The sequence below is a fragment of the Clostridium frigoris genome (assembly GCF_018861865.1).
GTDB classification, from domain to species: domain Bacteria; phylum Bacillota; class Clostridia; order Clostridiales; family Clostridiaceae; genus Clostridium_AD; species Clostridium_AD frigoris.
Genome location: NZ_JAHLDV010000003.1, coordinates 50,755 through 73,421, shown reverse-complemented (window position 1 = coordinate 73,421; position 22,667 = coordinate 50,755). Strand labels below are relative to the sequence as shown.

Sequence of the window (22,667 nt, the reverse complement as noted above, 5' to 3'; positions counted from 1 at the left end):
AATATTTAAGTTATATTAAGAAAGATTAAGGGACAAGTTAAAGGTATAGAAAAAAATAAAGAAGTAAAATTTGATATCAAATTTTACTTCTTTATTTTTTTGAAAATCGTACTTATTGAAGCTACAAATACTATTCCAACTGCGATTGCACCTGCACTAAATAGTGTCTCAGCGCCTTTGGTTAGAGCAACAGTAAAGTTGCCTTTTACAGCTCCAAGGGTGGCGTAATACATTCCACCACCGGGCACAAGGGGTATGATTGCACAGATTACAAACATAGTCACGGGATTTTTATATAATCTTGCCATTATTTCTGAATATATGCTACCAACCATTGATGCAAGAAATAATGAAAAAACAAGGGATGGTTGAAGTCTTCCAGAAATAAGGTAAGTAAGCCAAGCGAGGCCACCTCCAAGTGATGCAATTATTAGGTTTTTACCACGAATGTTAAATAGTACTCCAAAACATAGAGAACTTAAAAATGCATAAAAAGAATTAAGGATCATACTAGAGTACCTCCAAACAATAAGAACCAAATTTTAAAAATTATACTTGTGCCAGAAGATATGGCAACGGCTATAAATAAAGCCTCTATTGATCTAGATATACCAGAAACTAAATCACCAGCAATAGTATCCCTTATTGCATTTGTAATGGCGATGCCAGGTACTAATAACATTATTGATCCTATTACTATAGTATCCATATTACCTACTAAATGAAGTGAGTTAGCTATTAGTGCTATGAGGGCAGCTACAGCACCGCCAAGCATATTTTTTAAAAAACTATTTACTTCAAATTTTTCTAAAAATAAACTTAAATAATTAATAAGGGCTCCGATTATAAAGGCTACAAAGAAATCTTTATAATTTCCACCAAAAAGTAACGTAAAAAATCCTGCGCAAAAGGCTGAAAAAAAAGTAGTAGTTTTTTCAGAATAAGGTTGTAAATTATTGATATATTCAATTTCTTTTTTTATATTCACTATGGATAAAGGGGTAGATACAACTTGTCTTGATAGATTATTAATCATGGAAACCTTGCGAAGATTAACTGTCCTAATGTGAATTCTTCTAATTAATGAAATAGTCTTATTTTTACGATTAGTTATAGAAATCATAATACCCGTAGGAGTAACAAAACTTTCAGTTCGTAATACGCCGTAAGACTTACATATCATGGTTATTGTTTGCTCTACCCTATAAGTTTCCCCACCATTTTCTAAAATGATTTTACCAGCTTCAGCAGCGATTTGAATAATATCGTCAGTATACATATAATCTCCTTTCTGAACAAATTTAACTTTAGATATTATATAGTATATAATAATAAAATTGCTCTATCAGTATATACCATAAAGCTAATAAATTCTTATTAGTTAGAAAATTAAGTTATCTTATTTATTATTTTGAGGATTTTAATATGTAACTTATGCCTAAAAAATGTGATTTAGGTAGCATTAATTTCTTATATTAATATTATTTTATAAGAAAAACCAGAAAATTTTATGAAATTAGCATGTTTTAGTTGATAATTATCGTATAAAATTTTATAATATAATTATACTATTTATTTCTGAAATTTCAGAGTATTATTTTTATTGATTTTTATAATTATTATTGGAATCATATTATTATTGGAATCATATTATTGGAATCATATTATTAGATTGTTTAATTTAAAAGACGAGAGGAAGGGTATGAACATGGAAGAAAATTTAAAAAACAGTGATTTAGCAATTTACAAAATAATTGAGGAAGAGAATACAAGGCAGGAGGATCATATCGAACTAATTGCTTCAGAAAATTTTGTTAGTAGAGCTGTACTTGAAGCAAATGGATCTATATTAACTAATAAATATGCAGAAGGATATCCTGGGAAAAGATATTATGGTGGTTGTGAAGTAGTTGATAAAGTAGAAGATTTAGCTCGCACACGAATTAAAGAACTTTTCGGTGCTGAACATGCTAATGTGCAACCTCATTCAGGATCTCAAGCTAATATGGCTGTATATTTTTCTGTGCTTAAACCAGGAGATACAGTACTAGGTATGAATTTGAGCCATGGAGGACATTTAACTCATGGAAGTCCGGTGAATTTCTCTGGAATATTATATAATTTCGTTCCTTATGGTGTTGATTTAGAGACAGAAACAATAGACTATGAAAAAGTTAGAGCTTTGGCTAAAAAACATAATCCTAAAATGATAGTTGTGGGAGCTAGCGCTTACCCAAGAGCTATAAATTTTAAACTATTTAGAGAAATATGTGATGAGGTTAATGCGTATATGTTTGTAGATATGGCACATATAGCAGGCCTTGTAGCAACAGGCGCACATGAGTCTCCAGTTCCATATGCTGATTTTGTTACTACAACAACTCATAAAACATTGAGAGGTCCTAGAGGTGGAGTAATTTTATGCAAAGAAAAATATGCAAAACAAATAGATAAATCTATTTTTCCAGGTATGCAAGGTGGACCTTTAATGCACACTATAGCAGCCAAAGCTGTTTGTTTTGGAGAAGCTCTTAAACCAGAATTTAAAGTTTACATTGAACAAGTGGTTAAAAATGCAAAACTACTGGGAAAAGAACTTCAAAAATATGGTTTTAAGTTAGTATCTGGTGGTACAGATAATCATCTTTTATTAATAGAATTAACAAATAAAAACATTACCGGCAAAGAAGCCGAAAAGTTATTAGATATTGTTGGAATTACTGTAAATAAAAATACTGTTCCAAATGAAACTTTAAGCCCATTTGTTACAAGTGGTATAAGAATTGGTACACCTGCTGTAACCACAAGAGGATTTAAAGAAGAAGAAATGAAAATAATAGCTGAACTAATAAATGAAACTATAGAAAAAAGAGAAGGAAATTTAGTGCCAATCAGAGAAAAAGTAAAGGAATTATGTAGTAGATTCCCATTATATAAATAGAAATAATAAAAAGTAGCAGTAACCTACATTTACTTAGGTTGCTGCTATATATTTTGTGCTAACTTTTGATATAATTAAAGGCATTGATAAAATTTAAGGTTGTTAAACATTAGAAAAAAGCTAGGGGGATGAATTATGATTGACTCACATATACACACAGATTTTTCAGATGACTCTGAAATGAAAGTTCAGTTTGCTCTGGAACAATCAAGAAAAAGTGGTATAGGTATGACTTTTACAGAACATCTAGATTTAAAATTTCCAGCAGGAGCAGATATGACTTTTGATATAGAAAAGTATTTTAATGATTATGAGAAATATAGAAGTGAAAAGCTTATGCTTGGAATTGAAATTGGAATGCAAGAAGTCTGTTTAGAAGAAAATAGGCAAGTTGCAAGTAAATATCCTTTTGACTATATAATTGGGTCCATACATGCATCAGCTGGGGAAGATATTTACTACCCCAAATATTATGAAGGTAAGACAAAAAAAGAAGCCTATGACAAATATTTTTTAAGTATGCTTGCTAATGTGGAGAAACATGACTTCATTGATAGTTTAGGACATATTGATTATATATCTAGATATGCAACTTATAATGATAAGGAAATACATTATAAGGAGTTTAATGAATATATAAATGCGATTTTTAAATCTATAGTACAAAACGAAAAAGTTATTGAGATTAATACTAGAAGATTGGAAAACAGAGAAGCATATAATAATTTAATTGATATTTATAAAGCATATAGACAAATAGGTGGGAAATATGTGACTATAGGTTCAGATGCTCATAATTCAGAAAATATCGGTGCTTATTTTACTCAAGCTATAAGACTTTGTGAGATATGTAAATTGAGACCTGTTTATTTTAAGAAAAGAAAAATGGAATATATGTCTATATAATAAGCTATGATTTATTGAAAAGACAGTATTAAGAAGTCTTAATACTGCCGTTTTATATTAACTTATTGTTATATGTTTACAAAGGTTAAGTTATTAATAGTTGTTATCAAGCTATACTTAAGGAGAATGAAAATGCAAAACAGTCAATTGATTAATCAAGTTATTGTATTATTTATTATTATGGCAGTAGGTTTTTATGCCAAGAAAAAGAAGTTTCTCAATAGTGCTTCTGATAAAGGCTTGTCTGAACTACTATTAAATATAACTTTACCATTTATGATAATAACATCATTTAATATTAAATATGAAGCAGCAATGGTTAGTAATGCTCGCAAAATTTTTATATATTCTTTTCTAATTCACATAAGTTTAATATTTATTAGTAAAGTATTTTTTTCAAAGTTCCCTATAAACAAACAACAAGTATTCAGGTTTATAACAATTTTTTCAAATGTTGGATTTATGGGTTATCCAGTGCTTGAAAGTATTTATGGGGGAATAGGTGTTTTCTATGCAGCAATATTCAATATTGCTTTTAATATTCTAGTGTGGACAGTAGGAGTAATGCTATTTACAGGCGAAAAAGATTTTAAATCAATGAGGAAAGCATTAGCAAATCCAGCGCTAATAGCTGTATTTATTGGTTTGATTTTATTTGTTTTTTCAATTAAATTACCAATTCCTATTGAGAATTCACTAAAATTAGTTGGAGCCACAACAACACCAATATCTATGATAATAGTTGGCTCAATGCTTGCAGAAATGCGCTTTAAAGATGCTTTTTCTGACTTATCGGTATACTATGCGGCTGTAATTAGGCTCTTAATAGTTCCAATGATTGTGTATATTATATTAAAAATGTTTAAAGTGGATGAATTGTTACTTACTATATGTGTTATACTGCAAGCAATGCCTGCAGCTGTAATGGCTCCAATAATTGCTGAGAAATATGGTGGGGATAGACTGCTTGCATCTCAATGCGTTTTTATAACTACGATAGTTTCGGGTATTACTATACCTATTATAATATTATTTTTATAAGTTTATTTAAGTAATTTGTTTTATATAAGATTTTGCGAGGAGGGTTTATAAATGGAAATTAACTTTACGGATAATTTAGAAAGAGGTATGAAGTTTTTAAAGACGCAAGGTGCTTTTTTAACTGTAAAAGATGGCGAGAAAATTAATACAATGACTATAGGATGGGGAAATGTAGGATATATATGGAATAGACCTATTTTTACTGTTATGGTAAGAAAATCGAGATATACAATTGACTTTCTAGAAAATACTAATAATTTTACTGTTAGCATACCTTTAAATGAAAATATGAAAAAAGCATTAATGGTTTGTGGAAGTAAATCAGGCAGAGATATCGATAAATTTAAGGAGTGTAATTTAACATTAGAAAAGAGTAAAAAGGTAGACACTCCAATAATTGGTGAGTGTGAACTTTTTTATGAATGTAAAATAGTATATAAACAAGAAATGGATCCTAAACTGCTTTTAAAAGATATTGTAAAAAGTTCTTATGAAATGGGAGATTATCATACTCTGTATTATGGAGAAATTGTAGAAACTTATAAAAAATAGAATCTATATATTGTCAAAATAGTACATAAAAATGTGTACTATTTTGATTTTAAAAAATACATATTAAAAGTCAAAAAGAGTCTTTTTCATATTTTCGTATTTAATAATGTAGTATTCTCTTTTTAACGAAATCTGTTCTAGAGCATAAGCTAATATATCAATTTCCGCATATGTGTTATAAAGTCCAAAACTAATTCTAACCATTCCTGGGTGATACAAATAAGGATTTTTTAAACGCTTAATTAGAAATTCATTAGAAATATCTAGTAATTTAACCAGATATGGTTGGGCACAAAAACAACCACTTCTTACCGAAATGCCACATTCATAAGAAAGTATTTTTGCAACAAGCGCGTGATGCATTCCGCAGATATTAAATGGAATTATGCTAACTCTGTCAACGCACATAGAAGGATCACAATATATCTTAACATTTGGTATATCTTTTATTTTATTGAGAGCATAGGCTGTTAATTTTTTTTCAACACACTCTACATTATTCATACCAATTTTACTTAATGTCCTAATAGCTGCGGCCAAAGCTATAGATCCTATAACATTTGGTGAACCAGCTTCATGTCTCTGTGGAGAATCATTCCATTTTATGAAATCATGGGTGACAATATTCACTGTACCACCGCCTACTAAATCAGGTTCACAATTATCTAAAATACTTTTAGGGCCTATTAATACTCCAGTCCCAAAAGGTGCATACATTTTATGAGCAGAGAAAACCAAAAAGTCTATATTACATTCAGAATTTTTACTATTCATCATAAAAGGAGCATGAGGAATTAATTGCGCTCCATCAATTAATAATTTAGAATTAAACTTATGAACTAGTTGAGCTATGTCATATATAGGATTTTTATAGCCAGTTACATTTGAAGCACCTGTAATTGTAACTAATCTTACATAATTATTGTACTTATTCAATTTAGCCTCTAAATCATCTAATGATAACTTTCCGTCTTCATCTACAGAGATATATTCTACAATATATTTATCTCGAAAGGGTAGGTCATTTGAGTGATGTTCCATATCTGTAGTTAATATTACATTCTTTTTGTTAGGATCATATAATAAATTAGATAATTTATTAATAGCCTCTGTGGAGTTTTTAACATAGATTACTGTATTATTAGAATCAGCATTAACAAACTGCCTTACAATGTTTCTTGAATCATCATATATTTTGGTAGTTAATTGGGACTTATATCCTTCACCGCGATGAATGGAGGAATACCATGGTGCAAAATCAATAATATCTTCCATAACAGATTTGAAGGGTGGAGTAGTTGCTGCATTATCAAAATTAATTGCAGTAACCATTTTTCCAGATATAAGGGGTACCTTTTTATTTATGCCAAGTATCAAATCTCTGTAGCTTGGACAATTACCTTTAAATGACATGATACTCCTCCTCGCAAAATTATTTACAATACATAGTATTAGGTTTGCGAGGAAAAGGTGATACATAAAAAATTATACTTTTGACAAATAGGATCTATTTATTAACTAATTCATAAGCTTCATCAAAATTAGCAGTTAGTTGAAGCCCAGTGACCATATTTTTCACGGTTACAGTTTTGTTTTGCATTTCTTCATCACCTATTAAAATTGTATGTGGGATTCCTAATTTATTTGCATAACCAAGTTTCTTGACTATTTTAGTATCTTCAAGGTAAATTTCCGTAACTATTCCCTTATTTCTTAAGAATGTTGCAAAGGAAATCGCATAATCAATAATATTATTATCAAGTGGTATAACAAGCACTTTGGTTATAGAGCCGTTTATATCATTTTTAAAAAATCCAACCTCATTTAATTGATAGAATAAGCGAGTTAAGCCAATTGAAATTCCGACTCCTGGTAATTTTTGCTTTGTATAGTATTCTGCTAAGTTATCATAACGGCCACCGGAACACACGGAACCAATAGATGGATATTCATTTAAAAATGTTTCATAAACAGTGCCTGTGTAATAATCAAGACCTCTTGATATTTTTAAATCGATTTTAAAATTGTCATCTGGGACTCCAAACAGTTTAACGTATTTAGCAACAGTTGAAAGCTCAGATATACCATCTTGAAAGTTTGAATTAGAAATATTTAAATTTTTTAAAAATAATAAAATATCCTCATTGCTTCCGGTAGCATTAATAAATTCAATAATTATATCTATAACTTCCTTTGTTAATCCACTTGTTAATAGTTCCTGCGTGGCTACACTGGCTCCAATTTTATCTATTTTGTCAATAGTCCTTAGAACGTCGGATTTATCTTCAATTCCTAAAGACTCAAAAAATCCATTTAGAATTTTTCTGTTATTTACTTTTATGGTGAAATCCTCAAAACCGAGATTATTAAATATTGAGTAAATAATACTGGGAATTTCAGCATCATTTAAAATGCTTAAATTGTTGCTTCCGATAATATCAATATCGCATTGATAAAATTCGCGAAAACGACCTTTTTGATTTCTCTCTCCTCTATATACTTTTCCAATTTGATATCTTCTAAAAGGAAAAGTTAAAGAATTAGAATTTTGAGCCACATACCTTGCTAGTGGTACAGTTAAATCGAATCTAAGGGATAGATCATTACTACCTTTTGAGAATCTATAGATTTGTTTTTCAGTTTCTCCACCACCTTTTGCAAGTAAAATTTCTGATTTTTCAATTACTGGTGTATCTATTGGCATAAAACCAAAACTTTCATAAGTTTTCCTTATTGTATCTGCTAATTTATTGAACTGGATTTGATCTAAGGGTAATAACTCCATAAAGCCTGGTAAAATCGATGGTTTTACAATTTCATTTTTCATTTTAATACCTCCTATAAAAATATAAAAAACCCGACATAAGTGTTGTACTTACTTGGGCGATCATCCTCTAAAGTGCTTGTTAAATTATACTATATATAATTGAATACTTCAAGGATGAATATAAATTTAGTTTTTATGTTATTTTAAGATTTTAACGACATTTCATAAGTAAAGTCTCTCACCTCTATAAGTGGGAGTATAAGCCTCCTTCTGAAGTCGTTAATCTGCAGCGACCCAGGAGATGATTTAATGAATATATAATATGGAGCATTATGGACATATAGGCTGATTATTAATGAATAATAAGATAATATGGGTTATGAATAGATATAATAAAAGAAATTTGAAAAATTTATAGTTGACAAGATTACTAGGATTTGATATTATAAATTTAGAAAGTGTAGTAAAACACTCTACTTTAATGATACCTTGTAAGGAAAGATTATATGATATAAGTAGTAATTACTTAATTATCTAGAGTGAAAACTTTAGGAGTCTAAGATTCCATATAAAATCATTAATGCTTCACCACCTGTGATGATAAATAACACCTTAGGTGATGATTGATAACACTTAAGTTGTTAATAAATAGCTGCGCAGAGGATGATAAAAAGGAGTGATTAAATGAAATTATCTACGAAGGGAAGATATGGAGTTAAAGCCATGGTAGATTTAGCGATAAATTATGGAGAACACCCTGTATCTATAAAGAGTATATCTGAAAGACAAGGTATATCTGAATATTATTTAGAACAATTATTTTCATCACTTCGAAAAGCCAAGCTTATTAAGAGTGTAAGGGGATCCCAGGGAGGATATTTACTCAATAGAGATCCGGAAGAAATAACTGTTTATGATATTATTAATGTACTTGAGGGACCGATAGAAATTTCAACTTGTCTTCATGATGAAGAATGCACTAATATTGATTGTTGTGCCACTCGGCCATTATGGAAAAAAATTAAAAATAGTATAGATAGTGTAACTACTTCTATAAATTTAAAAGATATTGTATCTGATTATAATGAAATGACATTAATTAAAGGAGTGAAGGATAATGAATAAATCAATTTACATGGATCATGCTGCAACAACATATGTTAAACCAGAAGTAATGGAAGAAATGCTTCCGTATTTTACAACGTACTTTGGTAATCCATCTTCTATTTATACATTAGCAAGAGAGACTAAAAAGGCAATTGATATTGGACGTGACAAGGTAGCAAAGGCAATAAATGCTGATTCAAGTGAGATATTTTTTACAAGTGGTGGTTCAGAAGCAGATAATTGGGCTATAAAGGGTATTGCTTCTGCTTATAAGAAAAAGGGAAATCATATAATAACTACTGTTATTGAACATCATGCAGTACTTCATACTTGTGAGTATTTAGCAAAAAACGGATTTGATATTACATACTTACCAGTAGATGAATATGGATTTATTAACATTAAAGATTTAGAAAATGCAATTACAGATAAAACTATCTTAGTATCAGTAATGTTTGCTAATAATGAGATTGGAACAATAGAACCTATAAAAGAAATAGGAGCATTATGTAGAAGCAAAAAAATACTTTTCCATACAGATGCAGTTCAAGCGGTAGGACATATACCGGTTGATGTAAAAGAAATGAATATAGATTTATTATCACTTGCGGGTCATAAATTTTATGGACCTAAAGGCATAGGAGCTTTATATATACGAAAAGGTATTAAAATAGAAAATTTAATACATGGTGGTGGACAGGAAAGAGGCAAAAGAGCTGGTACTGAAAATGTAGCTAGCGTAGTTGGAATTGGTAAAGCTCTTGAACTAGCCGTTACAAACATGGAAGAAAATAACAAAAAACTAGTTTATTTAAGAGATAAACTTATGAATGGGCTATTAAAAGTACCTTACACAAGGCTTAATGGACCAATAGGAGAAAAAAGACTTCCAGGGAATTCAAATATTTGTTTTAGGTTTGTTGAAGGTGAATCTATATTGTTAATGCTCGATGCAAAGGGTATTGCAGCATCAAGTGGAAGTGCATGTACATCTGGTTCTTTAGACCCATCTCACGTGTTGCTTGCAATAGGCCTTATTCATGAGATAGCTCATGGGTCACTAAGATTAACAATAGGCGATGAAACCACTGAAGAAGAAGTAGATTTTGTATTAGAAACAGTTCCGAATGTTATAAAAAGATTAAGAGATATGTCACCATTATATGATGACTTCTTAAAGAAGGGGGAAAAATAATATGGATTACAGTGCAAAAGTTATGGATCATTTTACTAATCCAAGAAATGTAGGAGAAATTGAAAATGCTAGTGGTGTAGGTGAAGTTGGAAACGCTAAATGTGGAGATATTATGAAAGTTTATTTGAAAGTTGAAGATAATATAGTAGTAGATGCAAAATTTAAAACTTTTGGTTGTGGATCAGCTATAGCTTCTTCAAGTATGGCAACAGAACTTATTAAAGGTAAATCTATAGATGATGCATGGACATTAACAAATAAAGCTGTAGCTGAAGCTCTAGATGGACTTCCAGCAATAAAAATGCATTGCTCAGTACTAGCTGAAGAAGCTATTCATATGGCAATAAATGATTATAGAAAAAAAGCTGGTTTAGAGGAATTTGATTATAAAGAACACGATGACATACATGGTGAAATACCAGAAGAATAGGTGATTTTAAATGAAAAAAAAAGTAGTTATTGGAATGAGTGGAGGAGTAGATAGTTCTGTAGCGGCATATCTTTTGCAAGAGCAAGGGTATGAGGTTATAGGAATTATGATGAAGCTCTCACCAGATAATCCTGATTATGAGGAAAATGAAGGTGGCTGTTGTTCTATTTCAGCTGCAAATGATGCAAGACGTGTTGCAGATGTATTAGATATACCATTTTATGTTATGAATTTTAAAGATATATTCAAAAAAAATGTTATCGATAATTTTGTAGATGAATATATGGAGGGTAGAACTCCCAACCCTTGTATTGTATGCAATAAGACTATTAAATTTGATGAATTTTTAAGAAAAGCGAGAGCCCTTGGTGCTGATTATATAGCTACCGGTCATTATGCTATAATAGAAAAGCAAGATGATAGATATGTGCTTAAAAATTCAGAAGATAATAAGAAAGATCAAACCTATGCCTTATATAGTTTAACGCAAGATCAACTAAGCCGTACTCTAATGCCTTGTGGAGAATACACTAAGCCAGAAATACGAAAAATTGCAGAAAAAATTGGGCTTGAGGTTTTTAAAAAAAGGGATAGTCAAGAAATTTGTTTTATACCTGATAATGACCATGGAAATTATATTAAAAAATATAGTGGTCGTGAGATAAAGCAAGGAAACTTTGTTGATAAGCAAGGGAAAATTTTGGGAACACACAAAGGGATAGTATACTACACTATAGGCCAGAGAAAGGGGCTAGGCATTGCCCTAGGAAAACCTGTATTTGTGAGTGGTATTAATCCTATTACTAATCAAGTAGTAGTAGGTGATGAAGAGGATATATTTAAAACTGGGCTCATAGCGAAGGATTTGAATTTTATTATTTTTGATACATTAACTTCAAATTTAAAAGTTACAGCTAAAATAAGATATTCGGCAATTCCACAACCGGCTACTTTAATTCCTATGGAAAATAATAGAGTAAAGGTTATTTTTGATGAGAAACAAAGAGCTATAACCAAAGGTCAATCAGTAGTTTTTTATTTAAAAAACTTAGTGGTTGGCGGAGGAATAATAGAGAAGATTTTATAAATTAAATTAAATGAAGTTACTTTAATTAGTGATTATAACATAGGGATGTCTAGTTAAAAAACTAGATATCCCTATGTATTTATAAGAAATAATAGTTAATATTATAAAGTAACGATTAGGATGCTGTTATCAACAGTTTTATTGAAAGGAAAGGAGTAATACTATGGAATATAGTGATAAGGTTATGGAGCATTTTTATAGTCCAAGAAATATGGGTGTATTAGGTGATGCTAATGGTATTGGAGAAGCAGGAGATCCTAATTGTGGAGATATAATGAAAATCTATATCAAGGTAGAGGACAATATAATAAATAGTGTTAAATTTAAGGCGTTTGGTTGTGGCTCTGCTATAGCATCATCCAGCATTGCTACAGAACTTATAAAAGGAAAAACATTAGAAGAGGCTTGGCAGCTAACCAACAAGTCAGTTATTGAAGCTTTAGAGGGCCTACCAGTTGTAAAAGTGCATTGCTCAGTACTTGCAGAGCAAACTATACACAATGCAATAAATAATTATAGAGAGTCTCAAAATCTGAAGCTTTGGTAGTATAAGTTTAAATAAAAATGGAACTACATTGAGGACTAATCAATGTAGTTCCATTTTTATTTAATAATTTGAGAATGATTTTATCTTATTATTAATTCTATTGATTTTGTTGGTATTTATTGTGTTTAACATATCATTATTGATTTTATACTTTTCTTTAAGTTTCAGTATACGGTACACACTGTCATTAAGCCTTTTTTCTGATATTGTTTTACTCTGGACTGCAGCTTTTAGTGAATTAATTACTTTTAGCTCATTATTATATTCATGACATACTAAAATAATATCACTACCGGCATTAAAAGATTTAATGGCAGCATCACCAATGTCATTATATTTTATTATGGCTGCCATGGTCATATCATCAGTAATAACTACCCCGTTAAATTTCAACTTTTTTCTTAGTATATCAGTTATAACAAGTTTTGACATGCTAGCAGGGTTTGAATTGTCTATTTTGTTAAGCAAAATATGTGCAACCATAATAGCATCAGCATTATTTTTTATAGCTTCCTTAAAAGGTAATAGTTCAAAATTATTAAGCGTTTTTAAATCTTTACTTACTAGCGGAAGACCTACATGAGAATCAACTGATGTATCACCATGTCCCGGAAAATGTTTTACAACAGGAATTATATTATTATTACTTATGCCTTTCATGGTTTTAATTCCTAGTTTGCTCACGATTTTTGCATTATTACCAAAGGATCTATCCCCTATTATTGGATTATTAGGGTTACTATTTATATCAAGTACTGGAGCAAAGTCCATGTTAAACCCATAAGTTTTAAGTTCTTCTCCAATAATTTTTCCAATGTTGTAACTTAAGTCGGGATTATTCTTATTGCCTATTATTTGATTTGAGGGAAGTTCTTTTATTTCATAAGGCATTCTTGATACCCTTCCGCCCTCCTCATCAACAGAGACAAACAGAGGAGCTTTATTTAAAGAATTATTGATTTTAATTGAATTAATTAAGCTAAGTAGTTGATTAGAATTTTCTACATTTTTGCGAAATAAGATAACTCCAGAAACTTTATGCTGTTTAATTAAATTAGTTATATTATTGTTTATTGTATAACCATCCATTCCAACAATTACTAGCTGACCTATTTTTTCATCTAAACTCATAGAATCAACCTTTTTTTGAACTAAATCAATAGGTTTTACTTTTACATTATGAATTTCATCGTTAATCTTGACCTTGGGTATAGGACTCGGAACTGAATTATTACAAGCAGATAGCAATAAACTACTAATTATTAGGATACCTATAATGGATTTTTGCATTATTAAATTTAACCTCTTTTCTAAAAATAAATCAAATAAAAAAATCATTAAAATTCAAAATTACTAATTAACTATACTATTTTAAATATATATAAGCAATAGTATTAATGACAATTTATAGAAAATGAAAGTTATATATTCAATTTGATTTTATAAACAAAAATATTATTTTAATCTTTTATATATGTTTTATGTAATATTTTTCATACTAATTGGAAAACATAAGTACAACAAAAAATAATTAAGTTCTTTTGATGTAGGAGATAATATGTTTAAAAGCAAAGATTTTATATTTATGAATGTTTTGAGTGTGGAGGGTAAGAAAATAGGGTTTATCAAAGATTTGTTAATAGATTTTAATAAAGGTAAAGTAATAGGATTTTTAATATCGCCATATAATTTTTTTCAAAGAAATATGATTGTATTAAAAGAAGACATCGTATACTTTAATAAACACATGGTGGTTAAAAAAGTAGAAAAAAGTACACATTTATGCTTGCGTAGTTTCATTAGTATGGATGTAATAGATATATCTAGAAATATATTGGGTATGGTTGAGGATATTAATTTTACAGGTAATAATTTTGAAGTAAAAGGGGTTATAGTGTCTTCTGGATTTATTACGAATTTACTTCGTGGAAAAAGAATAATATTAATAAATGAATTAATACTTGGTGAAGAAAATATTCTTTATATCCCAAATCATGATCAATATTGTTTTAAAAGTATGCCTCATAACTTTTTTGTACAGGAGAAATCTAATGAAAAAAATTAATAAAAAGAAGCTTCTTATATGTGTAGTAAGTATTTTTATAGTACTAGTCATAATCGTTATAGCCATAAGAATACCAATTATTAAACAATTAATAAATTTAATAGTTATATCATTTATTATAGCGTATATTTTAAAACCATTATATATGGTTTTAATTAGAAGAGGATTAAATAAAAAAGCAGCATCTGCTTTAATAATTGTTGGTTTATTATGTTTAATATTACTAACATTTGTAGTGGTAATACCATCAATATTTAGAGAAAGTGTGTCCATAAACAAAGCAATAAACGATTTGGGTAGTTATTTAGTTAATGCAAAAACAAAAATGAAAGTATTAAGTACGAACAAAATAATGAGTAGTATTATTAATACCATATATTATAAATCCAATACACAAATCATTTTGATATTCAACAAGTTACTTGATTTTATCATGGGACTTGGGCAGAATATAATAACTTACATGGTTTCGCCTTTAATAATATATTACTTTTTATGCGATAGTGAAAACATGATAAATAAATCCTTAATAATTTTTCCGCCTGAGAGTAGAAATATAATAAAAAAAATTATAGATGATATTGATAAGGTATTAGGTAGATATATTATAAGTCAGCTTATTTTGTGTGGAATTATAACTATTGCTACATTTTTGATATTAATGTTTATGAAAGTTGATTTTCCTTTAATACTATCATTAATAAATGGAATTTTTAATATAATTCCTTATTTTGGTCCTATTTTTGGGGTAATACCAATAGTTTTAATTGCATTACTAGAATCACCAAAGGCAGCTTTATATACAATAGTATGGTTGCTTGTACTTCAACAAATTGAAGGAAGTATATTGTCACCAAAAATAATTGGAGAAAGTATAAGTATGCATCCGCTTACAGTAATATTATTATTAATGATAGGTGGAGAAGTGAGTGGAATTATAGGCATGATACTAGCAGTTCCAATAGGTGTAGTAATTAAAGTTATATACGAGGACTTAAATTATTATTTATTTTAGCTATGGAAATCAATTATTAAATTTTCTTAAATATTGACAAGAAATAGATTATTACTTATAATTTATATATAATAAGGTATTTAGATAAAATACGTTATAATGAATAGTAAAGTTAATATTAGGTAATGATGAGAGTTAGTAAATATATGGAGTCATTTAGAGAGGAAGTGGATGGTGAAAACTTCTTGATGGGTATATTGAAGCTATCTTTGAACCTAATTTTATTGAGAGATATTGTTAAATAGTTAATTTTGTTAATTATTAGCGGTATAATTAGGGTGGTAACGCGGAAAACTTTCGTCCCTTGTTTTGGGGGAGTGAAGGTTTTTTTTATATTATAAAAATTTATGTATTTAAATAACGGAGGAGATATTATGGAAAATTTAGGGCTAAACGAAATTAGGGAATCCTTTCTAACATTTTTTGAAGATAAAAAACATCTTAGACTTGAGAGTTTTCCTCTAGTGCCTAAGAATGATAATAGTTTATTACTTGTAAATGCAGGTATGCAACCACTTAAGCCATATTTTACAGGAATTCAAACGCCGCCTAGTGTTAGAGTAACTGACTGTCAAAAGTGTATTAGAACAGGAGATATTGAAAATGTAGGTAAGACCTCAAGGCATGGTACTTTCTTTGAGATGTTAGGTAATTTTTCTTTCGGTGATTATTTTAAAAAGGAGATTATTCCATGGGCTTGGGAATATGTAACTGAGGTTTTAAATATACCAAAAGAAATGTTATATGTAACTGTATATTTAGAGGATGATGAGGCTTTTAATGTATGGAATAAAAATACTGATATTGATCCATTACATATTTTCAAATTAGGAAAAGAAGAGAACTTTTGGGAAATAGGTCAAGGACCTTGTGGACCAAGTTCAGAAATACATTTTGATAGAAATGTAAAATTAGGCAAAATAAAGACTAGTGAAGAGTTTATTAAAGCAGGAAATGAAGATAGAATAATAGAATTTTGGAATTTAGTATTTACTCAATTTGATAAGGATGAAAAAGGCAACTATAATAAATTAAAAAATCCTAATATAGATACAGGTATGGGACTTGAGAGAATATCTGCTATTATGCAAGGTACGGATAGCATATTTGAAGTAGATACTATAAAAAACATTTTAAAGGAAGTATCAAGCGTTACTGATACTAAAAGCGGAGAAAGTCCTGCAAGCGATGTATCATTGAAAATTATAACTGACCATATCAGGAGTGCAACTTTCATGATAAGTGATGGTATACTTCCATCTAATGAAGGCAGAGGTTATGTATTAAGACGGTTAATAAGGCGTGCAGCAAGGCATGGCAGACTACTTGGAATTAAGAATACTTTTTTATATGAACTTTGTGATATGGTTATAAAAAATTCCTGCGTAGCATATCCAGAACTAAATGAGAAAGCATCTTATATTAAAAAAGTTGTAAAAATTGAAGAGGAAAGGTTTCTTGAAACTATAGGTTCTGGTATGGATATATTAAAAGGTTATATACAAGAACTTGGAGTTAATAACGATAAAATATTAGGTGGAGATAAGGCTTTTAAATTATATGATACTTATGGTTTTCCGTATGAACTTACAGAAGAAATACTAGAAGATGTAGGTATAAAGATTGATTTGAAAGAATTTAATACCGAAATGCAAAACCAGAGGCAGATGGCAAGGGATGCCAGGGGACACTCTGATTACATGGGTAACGCAGATAATGTATTGAATTTAATCCCTAAAGATTTAGATATTAAATTTGAAGGATATGATAAAACTGAGTTGTCGTCTAAAGTGAAAGTTTTAATTAGTGGTGAAGGAATTGTTACAGAAATCTCAAAAGGTTCAAAGGGTATAATTATAACGGAAGTTACACCTTTTTATGCTGAAATGGGAGGTCAAACTGGAGACAAGGGAATAATTTTTAATGATAATTTTAAGGCTGAGGTTTATGATTGTAAAAAGAGCGTTTCTGGAAAAATTGTACATTTTGTAAAAATAATTAGTGGAAAATTGTTAACAGATGAATCGGTAATTCTTAAGGTTGATGAGGATAGAAGAGCAGAAATATGTAGAAATCATTCAGCAACACATATGCTACAAGAAGCTTTGAAAGAGGTCCTTGGAGATCATGTTCATCAATCAGGATCATACGTAAATGAAGATAGATTAAGATTTGATTTCACTCATTTTTCTGCATTAACCCAGGATGAAGTTAATAAAATTCAAAAGATAGTAAATGACAATATTTTAAAGGCATATGCTGTTAATACTAATGTCATGACTATAGAAAAGGCTAAGGAAAGTGGAGCTATAGCATTGTTTGATGAAAAGTACCAAAATGATGTTAGAGTTGTATCTATAGGAAATTTTAGTAAGGAATTATGTGGAGGTACTCATGTTAAAAACACAGGAGAAATAGGCCTTTTTAAAATTTTATCTGAATCAGGAGTGGCTGCAGGAGTTAGAAGAATTGAAGCTATAACAGGTATTAATTCTATTGAATTTCTAGAGGATAAAAATAATCAATTAAAAGATATTGCAAGTACATTAAAATGCTTCGAAAAAGACATAATTAATAAATTACAAACTCAATTAGTTGAATTAAAAGAGAAAGAAAAGGAAATAATATTATTGAAACGGAAATTAGCGAGTTCTTCAGTAGATGATATGTTAAACAATGTTAAAGAAGTTAAAGGTGTTAAAGTTATCTTTGGTACAGTACGTAATATGGACGCAGAGGCATTAAGAGACTTAGCAGATAAACTTCGAGATAAACTTGGTGATGGAGTAGTAGTACTTGGAAGTAGTGTAGGTGATAAAGTACAATTTGTTGCAATGGCATCTAAATCTGCAATAGATAAAGGAATACATTGTGGAAAAATAATTAAAGAAGTAGCTAAAATTGCTGGTGGTGGCGGTGGTGGTAGACCAAATATGGCAGAGGCCGGTGGTAAACTTCCAGATAAATTAGATGAAGCAATAGAGAATGTGTGCTCTATTATTGAAAGATTGGTAAAATAGTATACTTTTTGTAATAGTTGTTTTATAATATAATTAGTTAAAAGTATTATTAATATGTAATTTTACAATTAATTATGATTAAAAAATTATAAAATATAACGAAGTGATTTCCTAGTGTACTAAAATGTGGTAAATTACGGCGTTTAGTGTATTATAAGGAAGGGGTGTATAGAATGGATAGTAATCAAAATACAGTCCAATTTGATTTTGTAAAAGATAAAAAGGATTTAACAAAAACTATTTTAACTGACGTATATAATTCGCTTATAAAAAAGGGATATAACCCAGTAAATCAAATGGTAGGATATTTAATATCTGGAGATCCTACATATATAACGAACTATAATGGAGCAAGGGCGTTAGTAAGAAAGCTAGAAAGAGATGAAATATTAGAAGAAGTTTTAAAATCTTATCTAGACATAAAAAAATAAAATGCCCATATGGGCATTTTATTTTTTAAGATAATACTATATCATAATAAGTCAAATGGTAAAGGAGTTTTACATGAGAATATTAGGATTAGATATTGGAGACAGAACAATAGGGATAGCTGTAAGTGATCCATTAGGGCTAACAGCGCAAGGAATCACAACAATTAAAAGAAAAAGCATAGTAATAGACATAGAAGAAATTGCTAAAATATGTAACAAATATGATGTAGAAAGTTTTGTATCGGGACTTCCTAAAAATATGAATGGTACTATTGGGCCACAAGGAGAAAAGGTTCAACGGTTTTGTGAAAAGCTTCGCGAAACATTGAACTTAGAAGTAAAAATGTGGGATGAAAGATTAACTACAGTAGCTGCTAATAGAATAATGCTTGAAGGTGATCTATCCAGATCAAAACGAAAAAAAATTGTAGATAAAATTGCGGCTACATTCATTTTGCAAGGATATTTAGACAGTTTAGGCACACGTTTATAAAGCAAACGATCACAAATCAGGATATTAAATTAAAATATTATTTATTACATAATTAAAAAGGAGATAAAAAAATGGATAACAATGTAGAGACTATACTATTATATGATGAAGAAGGTAAGGAAATAGAATTTGATGTGCTGACAAAATTGGACATTAAAGATAAGGAATATGTTATAGTTGCACCAACTGGAGAAGAAGACATTGATGCGATTGCATTAAGAGTTGAAAAGGATGCAGAAGGTAGTGATATTTTAGTTACAATAGAAGACGATGAAGAGTTTGAAATGATTTCAGAAGCGTATGACGCGATTTCTTCTGATGAGATTTAGTCCTATTATAGAAGAAGATGTTAATTAACTTTAAAAAATTTTAAACAAATTATCCTGTTTTCTTAATACTAAATGATTATCAATTGACATTATTTAAAAAAAGTATTAAAATAAACCTATAGTAAAGAAATTTATACTTATAGGCCAAATGATGGTTATTAGAAAAGGGGTATATATATGTCAAAGGTATCTCCAGAGAGTGTTGAGAGTTTAAAAGAAACCTTAAAACAAGAGGGATATAAACTAACTCCACAGAGAAGAGCTATTTTAAATGGAATAATTAAAAGTGAAGGTAGCCATCTTACCGCAGAAGAATTATATGACTTGGTTAAAATTGACTGCCCAGAAATAGGTCTTGCTACAATTTATAGAACAGTTCAACTTTTAGAGGATATGGGTGTAATTAGAAAATTTGATTTAGATGATGGATGTAGCAGATATGAACTTAACCATCAAGATGAGCATCATCAACATCATCACCTGATATGTAATCGCTGTGGTACAGTACTAGAAGTACAAGGAGATTTACTTGAAGAATTAGAATCTATTGTTGAAAAAGAATATAATTTTAAGATTGAAGACCATAGTTTGAAATTCTATGGTATTTGTGAAAAATGTGCAGGAAAATAAATTTTGAATTAATGGCATATAAAGTAAATATTCGGATTTATGTTGGGTGATATAATAAAAAAAACAAATTAAATGATATAATTTAAGTGAATTTATCATTTTTTAATATTGAGTACTAGACACAGTTGACTTTTTTGCAAGATAATATTAGAATAAGTATAGTAAGTGCGAAAATTGGATACTTCAAGGCGTATCCAATTTTCGTTTGTGTAAAATGTGTAAACACATGAAAAAAATTGGAGGATTAATATGAATTTATTTACAAGAAATGACGTCAGAAATATAGCAATTATTGCCCACGTAGATCACGGCAAGACAACACTAGTGGATTGTTTACTTAAACAAAGTAATATCTTTAGAGAAAATGAAAAAGTACAAGAGAGAGTAATGGATTCAAATGATTTAGAAAAAGAAAGAGGAATAACAATTCTTTCTAAAAATACTGCAGTAATGCATAATGGAATTAAAATAAATATAGTTGATACTCCAGGACATGCTGATTTTGGTGGAGAAGTTGAACGTGTGCTTAAGATGGTTGATAGTGTACTTCTTGTAGTTGATGCATATGAAGGTCCAATGCCACAAACTAAATTTGTTTTAAAGAAAGCATTAGAATTAGACCTTAGACCTATAGTTGTTATAAACAAAATTGATAGAAAAGATGCTCGTCCAACTGAAGTTCTTGATGAAGTCTTTGACTTATTTGTTGAACTTGGAGCAGATGATGAACAATTAGATTTTGCAGTGGTATATGCTTCTGCTAGAGAAGGTTTTGCAAAGCTTGAAGTTGATGATGTAAGTGATAATATGGAACCATTATTTGATTCTATAGTAAAGAATGTAAAGGCACCAGAAGGATATTTAGATATGCCACTTCAAATGCTTATTTCTACTATTGATTATAATGAGTATGTTGGAAAAATTGGAATAGGAAAAATCCAAAGAGGATCAATTAAAAGAAATGAACAAGTTGCACTTATAGCTAAAGATGGCACAATAAGCAACGTTAAAGTTTCAGCTCTTTTCGTTTATGATGGACTTAAGAGAGTAGAAACTGAAGAAGCAATGCTTGGTGATATCGTAGCAGTTTCTGGTATTCCAAACATTAACATTGGTGAAACAATAGCTGATGTACTTGAGCCAGAGGCACTTCCATTCGTTGAAATTGATGAGCCTACACTAACTATGAATTTCATGGTTAATAATTCTCCTTTTGCAGGTCAAGAAGGAACTTTTGTAACATCAAGACACATAAGAGATAGACTTATGAAAGAACTTGAAACAAATGTTAGTTTAAGAGTAGTAGAAGCTGAAGAAGCAGATGGTTTTGAAGTAAGTGGAAGAGGAGAACTTCATCTTTCAGTTCTAATTGAAACTATGAGACGTGAAGGATATGAATTCCAAGTGTCAAAAGCTAATGTTATATATAAAGAAGAAGATGGACATAAAACAGAGCCAATTGAATTCCTTACAATTGACGTTCCAGAAGAATTTATGGGCGTTGTTATGGAGAAAATGGGACCTAGAAAAGCAGAGATGGTTAATATGACTTCTGCTATAAACGGATACACTAGATTAGAATTTAAAGTACCATCAAGAGGATTGATTGGATTTAGAAGTGAACTTATGACTGATACTAAGGGTAATGGTATAATGAATCACGTTCTAGATGGTTACGATAGATTTAAGGGCGAGATTCCAGATAGAAGTAGAGGTTCATTAATTGTATTTGAAGGTGGAGAAACTATAACTTACGGATTATTTAATGCTCAAGATCGTGGTACTCTTTTCTTAGAACCAGGAGTGCCTGTATATGCTGGAATGATTGCTGGAGAATGTGCAAGAAGTGGAGACATGGAAATAAATGTTTGTAGAAAGAAACAATTAACAAACACTAGATCTTCAGGAGCAGATGAATCACCAAAACTTGTTCCAGTAAAACCTATGTCACTAGAGCAGTGCTTAGAATTTATAGCTATAGATGAGTTAGTTGAAATTACACCACTAAATATTAGGATGAGAAAAAGAATATTAGACTCAGGTGAAAGAAAAAGAGCCGGTGGAAAAAAGAAATAGATAAAATAAAAAATAAAAAATAAATAATTTTATTA

Annotated in this window: 22 protein-coding genes; 17 read left to right on the top strand and 5 right to left on the bottom strand. The window is 29.7% G+C overall.

The features are described from left to right. Nucleotides 1–83 precede the first annotated feature (83 nt). Nucleotides 84–509 carry a threonine/serine exporter family protein gene (locus KPL37_RS02320; protein WP_216145769.1) on the bottom strand — a complete coding sequence of 142 codons (426 nt, stop codon included), beginning with the start codon at nucleotides 507–509 and terminating at the stop codon, nucleotides 84–86. Next, nucleotides 506–1,279, bottom strand: a complete 774-nt coding sequence (locus tag KPL37_RS02315; protein ID WP_216145767.1) for a threonine/serine exporter family protein — start codon at nucleotides 1,277–1,279, stop codon at nucleotides 506–508. Before KPL37_RS02315 ends, KPL37_RS02320 begins: the two co-directional genes overlap by 4 nt. A 423-nt stretch (nucleotides 1,280–1,702) precedes the next feature. Between KPL37_RS02315 and KPL37_RS02310 the strand changes: the two genes are divergently transcribed. The 4 genes from KPL37_RS02310 (at nucleotide 1,703) to KPL37_RS02295 (ending at nucleotide 5,440) form a co-directional block, all read left to right on the top strand. Beyond that, the gene (locus tag KPL37_RS02310) at nucleotides 1,703–2,941 is read left to right on the top strand and encodes a serine hydroxymethyltransferase (protein ID WP_425514018.1); all 1,239 of its coding nucleotides are present in this window, start codon (nucleotides 1,703–1,705) and stop codon (nucleotides 2,939–2,941) included. 135 nt (nucleotides 2,942–3,076) lie between these two features. Beyond that, the gene (locus KPL37_RS02305; RefSeq protein ID WP_216145763.1) at nucleotides 3,077–3,847 is read left to right on the top strand and encodes a histidinol phosphate phosphatase; all 771 of its coding nucleotides are present in this window, start codon (nucleotides 3,077–3,079) and stop codon (nucleotides 3,845–3,847) included. A 132-nt stretch (nucleotides 3,848–3,979) separates the two neighbouring features. Beyond that, nucleotides 3,980–4,888, top strand: coding sequence for an AEC family transporter (locus tag KPL37_RS02300; protein ID WP_216145761.1), 909 nt, complete (start codon nucleotides 3,980–3,982; stop codon nucleotides 4,886–4,888). Between the two features lie 51 nt (nucleotides 4,889–4,939). Beyond that, a complete protein-coding gene (locus tag KPL37_RS02295) occupies nucleotides 4,940–5,440 on the top strand; it encodes a flavin reductase family protein (protein WP_216145759.1) in 501 nt (166 codons plus the stop codon). A 63-nt stretch (nucleotides 5,441–5,503) separates the two neighbouring features. Here the strand turns inward: KPL37_RS02295 and KPL37_RS02290 are convergent, their stop codons facing one another. Together KPL37_RS02290 and hisS are read right to left on the bottom strand one after the other, a co-directional pair. Further along, nucleotides 5,504–6,853 (bottom strand): aminotransferase class V-fold PLP-dependent enzyme, encoded by a 1,350-nt coding sequence (locus tag KPL37_RS02290; protein WP_216145757.1) that lies wholly within the window; start codon nucleotides 6,851–6,853, stop codon nucleotides 5,504–5,506. Between the two features lie 94 nt (nucleotides 6,854–6,947). Next, nucleotides 6,948–8,267 carry a histidine--tRNA ligase gene (gene hisS / locus KPL37_RS02285; RefSeq protein ID WP_216145755.1) on the bottom strand — a complete coding sequence of 440 codons (1,320 nt, stop codon included), beginning with the start codon at nucleotides 8,265–8,267 and terminating at the stop codon, nucleotides 6,948–6,950. A gap of 624 nt (nucleotides 8,268–8,891) precedes the next feature. On the opposite strand from hisS, the gene KPL37_RS02280 reads away from it, so the two are divergent. The 5 genes from KPL37_RS02280 (at nucleotide 8,892) to nifU (KPL37_RS02260) (ending at nucleotide 12,573) form a co-directional block, all read left to right on the top strand. Then, nucleotides 8,892–9,332, top strand: coding sequence for an RrF2 family transcriptional regulator (locus KPL37_RS02280; protein WP_216145753.1), 441 nt, complete (start codon nucleotides 8,892–8,894; stop codon nucleotides 9,330–9,332). Then, the gene (nifS, locus tag KPL37_RS02275) at nucleotides 9,325–10,509 is read left to right on the top strand and encodes a cysteine desulfurase NifS (protein WP_216145751.1); all 1,185 of its coding nucleotides are present in this window, start codon (nucleotides 9,325–9,327) and stop codon (nucleotides 10,507–10,509) included. The genes KPL37_RS02280 and nifS overlap by 8 nt, the downstream gene beginning before the upstream one ends. A 1-nt stretch (nucleotide 10,510) precedes the next feature. After that, nucleotides 10,511–10,939: a Fe-S cluster assembly scaffold protein NifU gene (gene nifU, locus KPL37_RS02270; RefSeq protein ID WP_216145748.1), complete on the top strand. Its 429-nt coding sequence runs from the start codon at nucleotides 10,511–10,513 to the stop codon at nucleotides 10,937–10,939. 10 nt (nucleotides 10,940–10,949) lie between these two features. After that, nucleotides 10,950–12,026: a tRNA 2-thiouridine(34) synthase MnmA gene (mnmA, locus tag KPL37_RS02265; RefSeq protein WP_216145745.1), complete on the top strand. Its 1,077-nt coding sequence runs from the start codon at nucleotides 10,950–10,952 to the stop codon at nucleotides 12,024–12,026. Between the two features lie 163 nt (nucleotides 12,027–12,189). Continuing rightward, the gene (gene nifU / locus KPL37_RS02260; protein WP_216145742.1) at nucleotides 12,190–12,573 is read left to right on the top strand and encodes a Fe-S cluster assembly scaffold protein NifU; all 384 of its coding nucleotides are present in this window, start codon (nucleotides 12,190–12,192) and stop codon (nucleotides 12,571–12,573) included. Nucleotides 12,574–12,633: 60 nt separating this feature from the next. Here the strand turns inward: nifU (KPL37_RS02260) and nagZ are convergent, their stop codons facing one another. Next, nucleotides 12,634–13,911 carry a beta-N-acetylhexosaminidase gene (nagZ, locus tag KPL37_RS02255; RefSeq protein WP_246578095.1) on the bottom strand — a complete coding sequence of 426 codons (1,278 nt, stop codon included), beginning with the start codon at nucleotides 13,909–13,911 and terminating at the stop codon, nucleotides 12,634–12,636. 220 nt (nucleotides 13,912–14,131) lie between these two features. Here nagZ and KPL37_RS02250 point away from each other — a divergent pair, with 220 nt between their 5' ends. The 8 genes from KPL37_RS02250 to typA all read left to right on the top strand — a co-directional run bounded on the left by KPL37_RS02250 (nucleotide 14,132) and on the right by typA (nucleotide 22,632). Continuing rightward, nucleotides 14,132–14,638, top strand: a complete 507-nt coding sequence (locus KPL37_RS02250; protein WP_216145739.1) for a PRC-barrel domain-containing protein — start codon at nucleotides 14,132–14,134, stop codon at nucleotides 14,636–14,638. Then, complete coding sequence (locus tag KPL37_RS02245) at nucleotides 14,625–15,653, top strand: AI-2E family transporter (protein ID WP_216145736.1); 1,029 nt, start codon at nucleotides 14,625–14,627, stop codon at nucleotides 15,651–15,653. The genes KPL37_RS02250 and KPL37_RS02245 overlap by 14 nt, the downstream gene beginning before the upstream one ends. A 374-nt stretch (nucleotides 15,654–16,027) precedes the next feature. Beyond that, nucleotides 16,028–18,673 (top strand): alanine--tRNA ligase, encoded by a 2,646-nt coding sequence (gene alaS, locus KPL37_RS02240; protein ID WP_216145733.1) that lies wholly within the window; start codon nucleotides 16,028–16,030, stop codon nucleotides 18,671–18,673. 173 nt (nucleotides 18,674–18,846) lie between these two features. Further along, nucleotides 18,847–19,104, top strand: a complete 258-nt coding sequence (locus KPL37_RS02235; protein ID WP_071612958.1) for an IreB family regulatory phosphoprotein — start codon at nucleotides 18,847–18,849, stop codon at nucleotides 19,102–19,104. A gap of 73 nt (nucleotides 19,105–19,177) precedes the next feature. After that, nucleotides 19,178–19,597, top strand: coding sequence for a Holliday junction resolvase RuvX (gene ruvX, locus KPL37_RS02230; RefSeq protein ID WP_216145730.1), 420 nt, complete (start codon nucleotides 19,178–19,180; stop codon nucleotides 19,595–19,597). 71 nt (nucleotides 19,598–19,668) lie between these two features. Beyond that, nucleotides 19,669–19,926 (top strand): DUF1292 domain-containing protein, encoded by a 258-nt coding sequence (locus KPL37_RS02225; RefSeq protein ID WP_216145727.1) that lies wholly within the window; start codon nucleotides 19,669–19,671, stop codon nucleotides 19,924–19,926. 177 nt (nucleotides 19,927–20,103) lie between these two features. Beyond that, the gene (locus KPL37_RS02220) at nucleotides 20,104–20,556 is read left to right on the top strand and encodes a Fur family transcriptional regulator (protein WP_216145726.1); all 453 of its coding nucleotides are present in this window, start codon (nucleotides 20,104–20,106) and stop codon (nucleotides 20,554–20,556) included. Between the two features lie 249 nt (nucleotides 20,557–20,805). Further along, a complete protein-coding gene (gene typA, locus KPL37_RS02215; RefSeq protein ID WP_216145724.1) occupies nucleotides 20,806–22,632 on the top strand; it encodes a translational GTPase TypA in 1,827 nt (608 codons plus the stop codon). The last annotated feature ends 35 nt before the right edge of the window (nucleotides 22,633–22,667 follow it).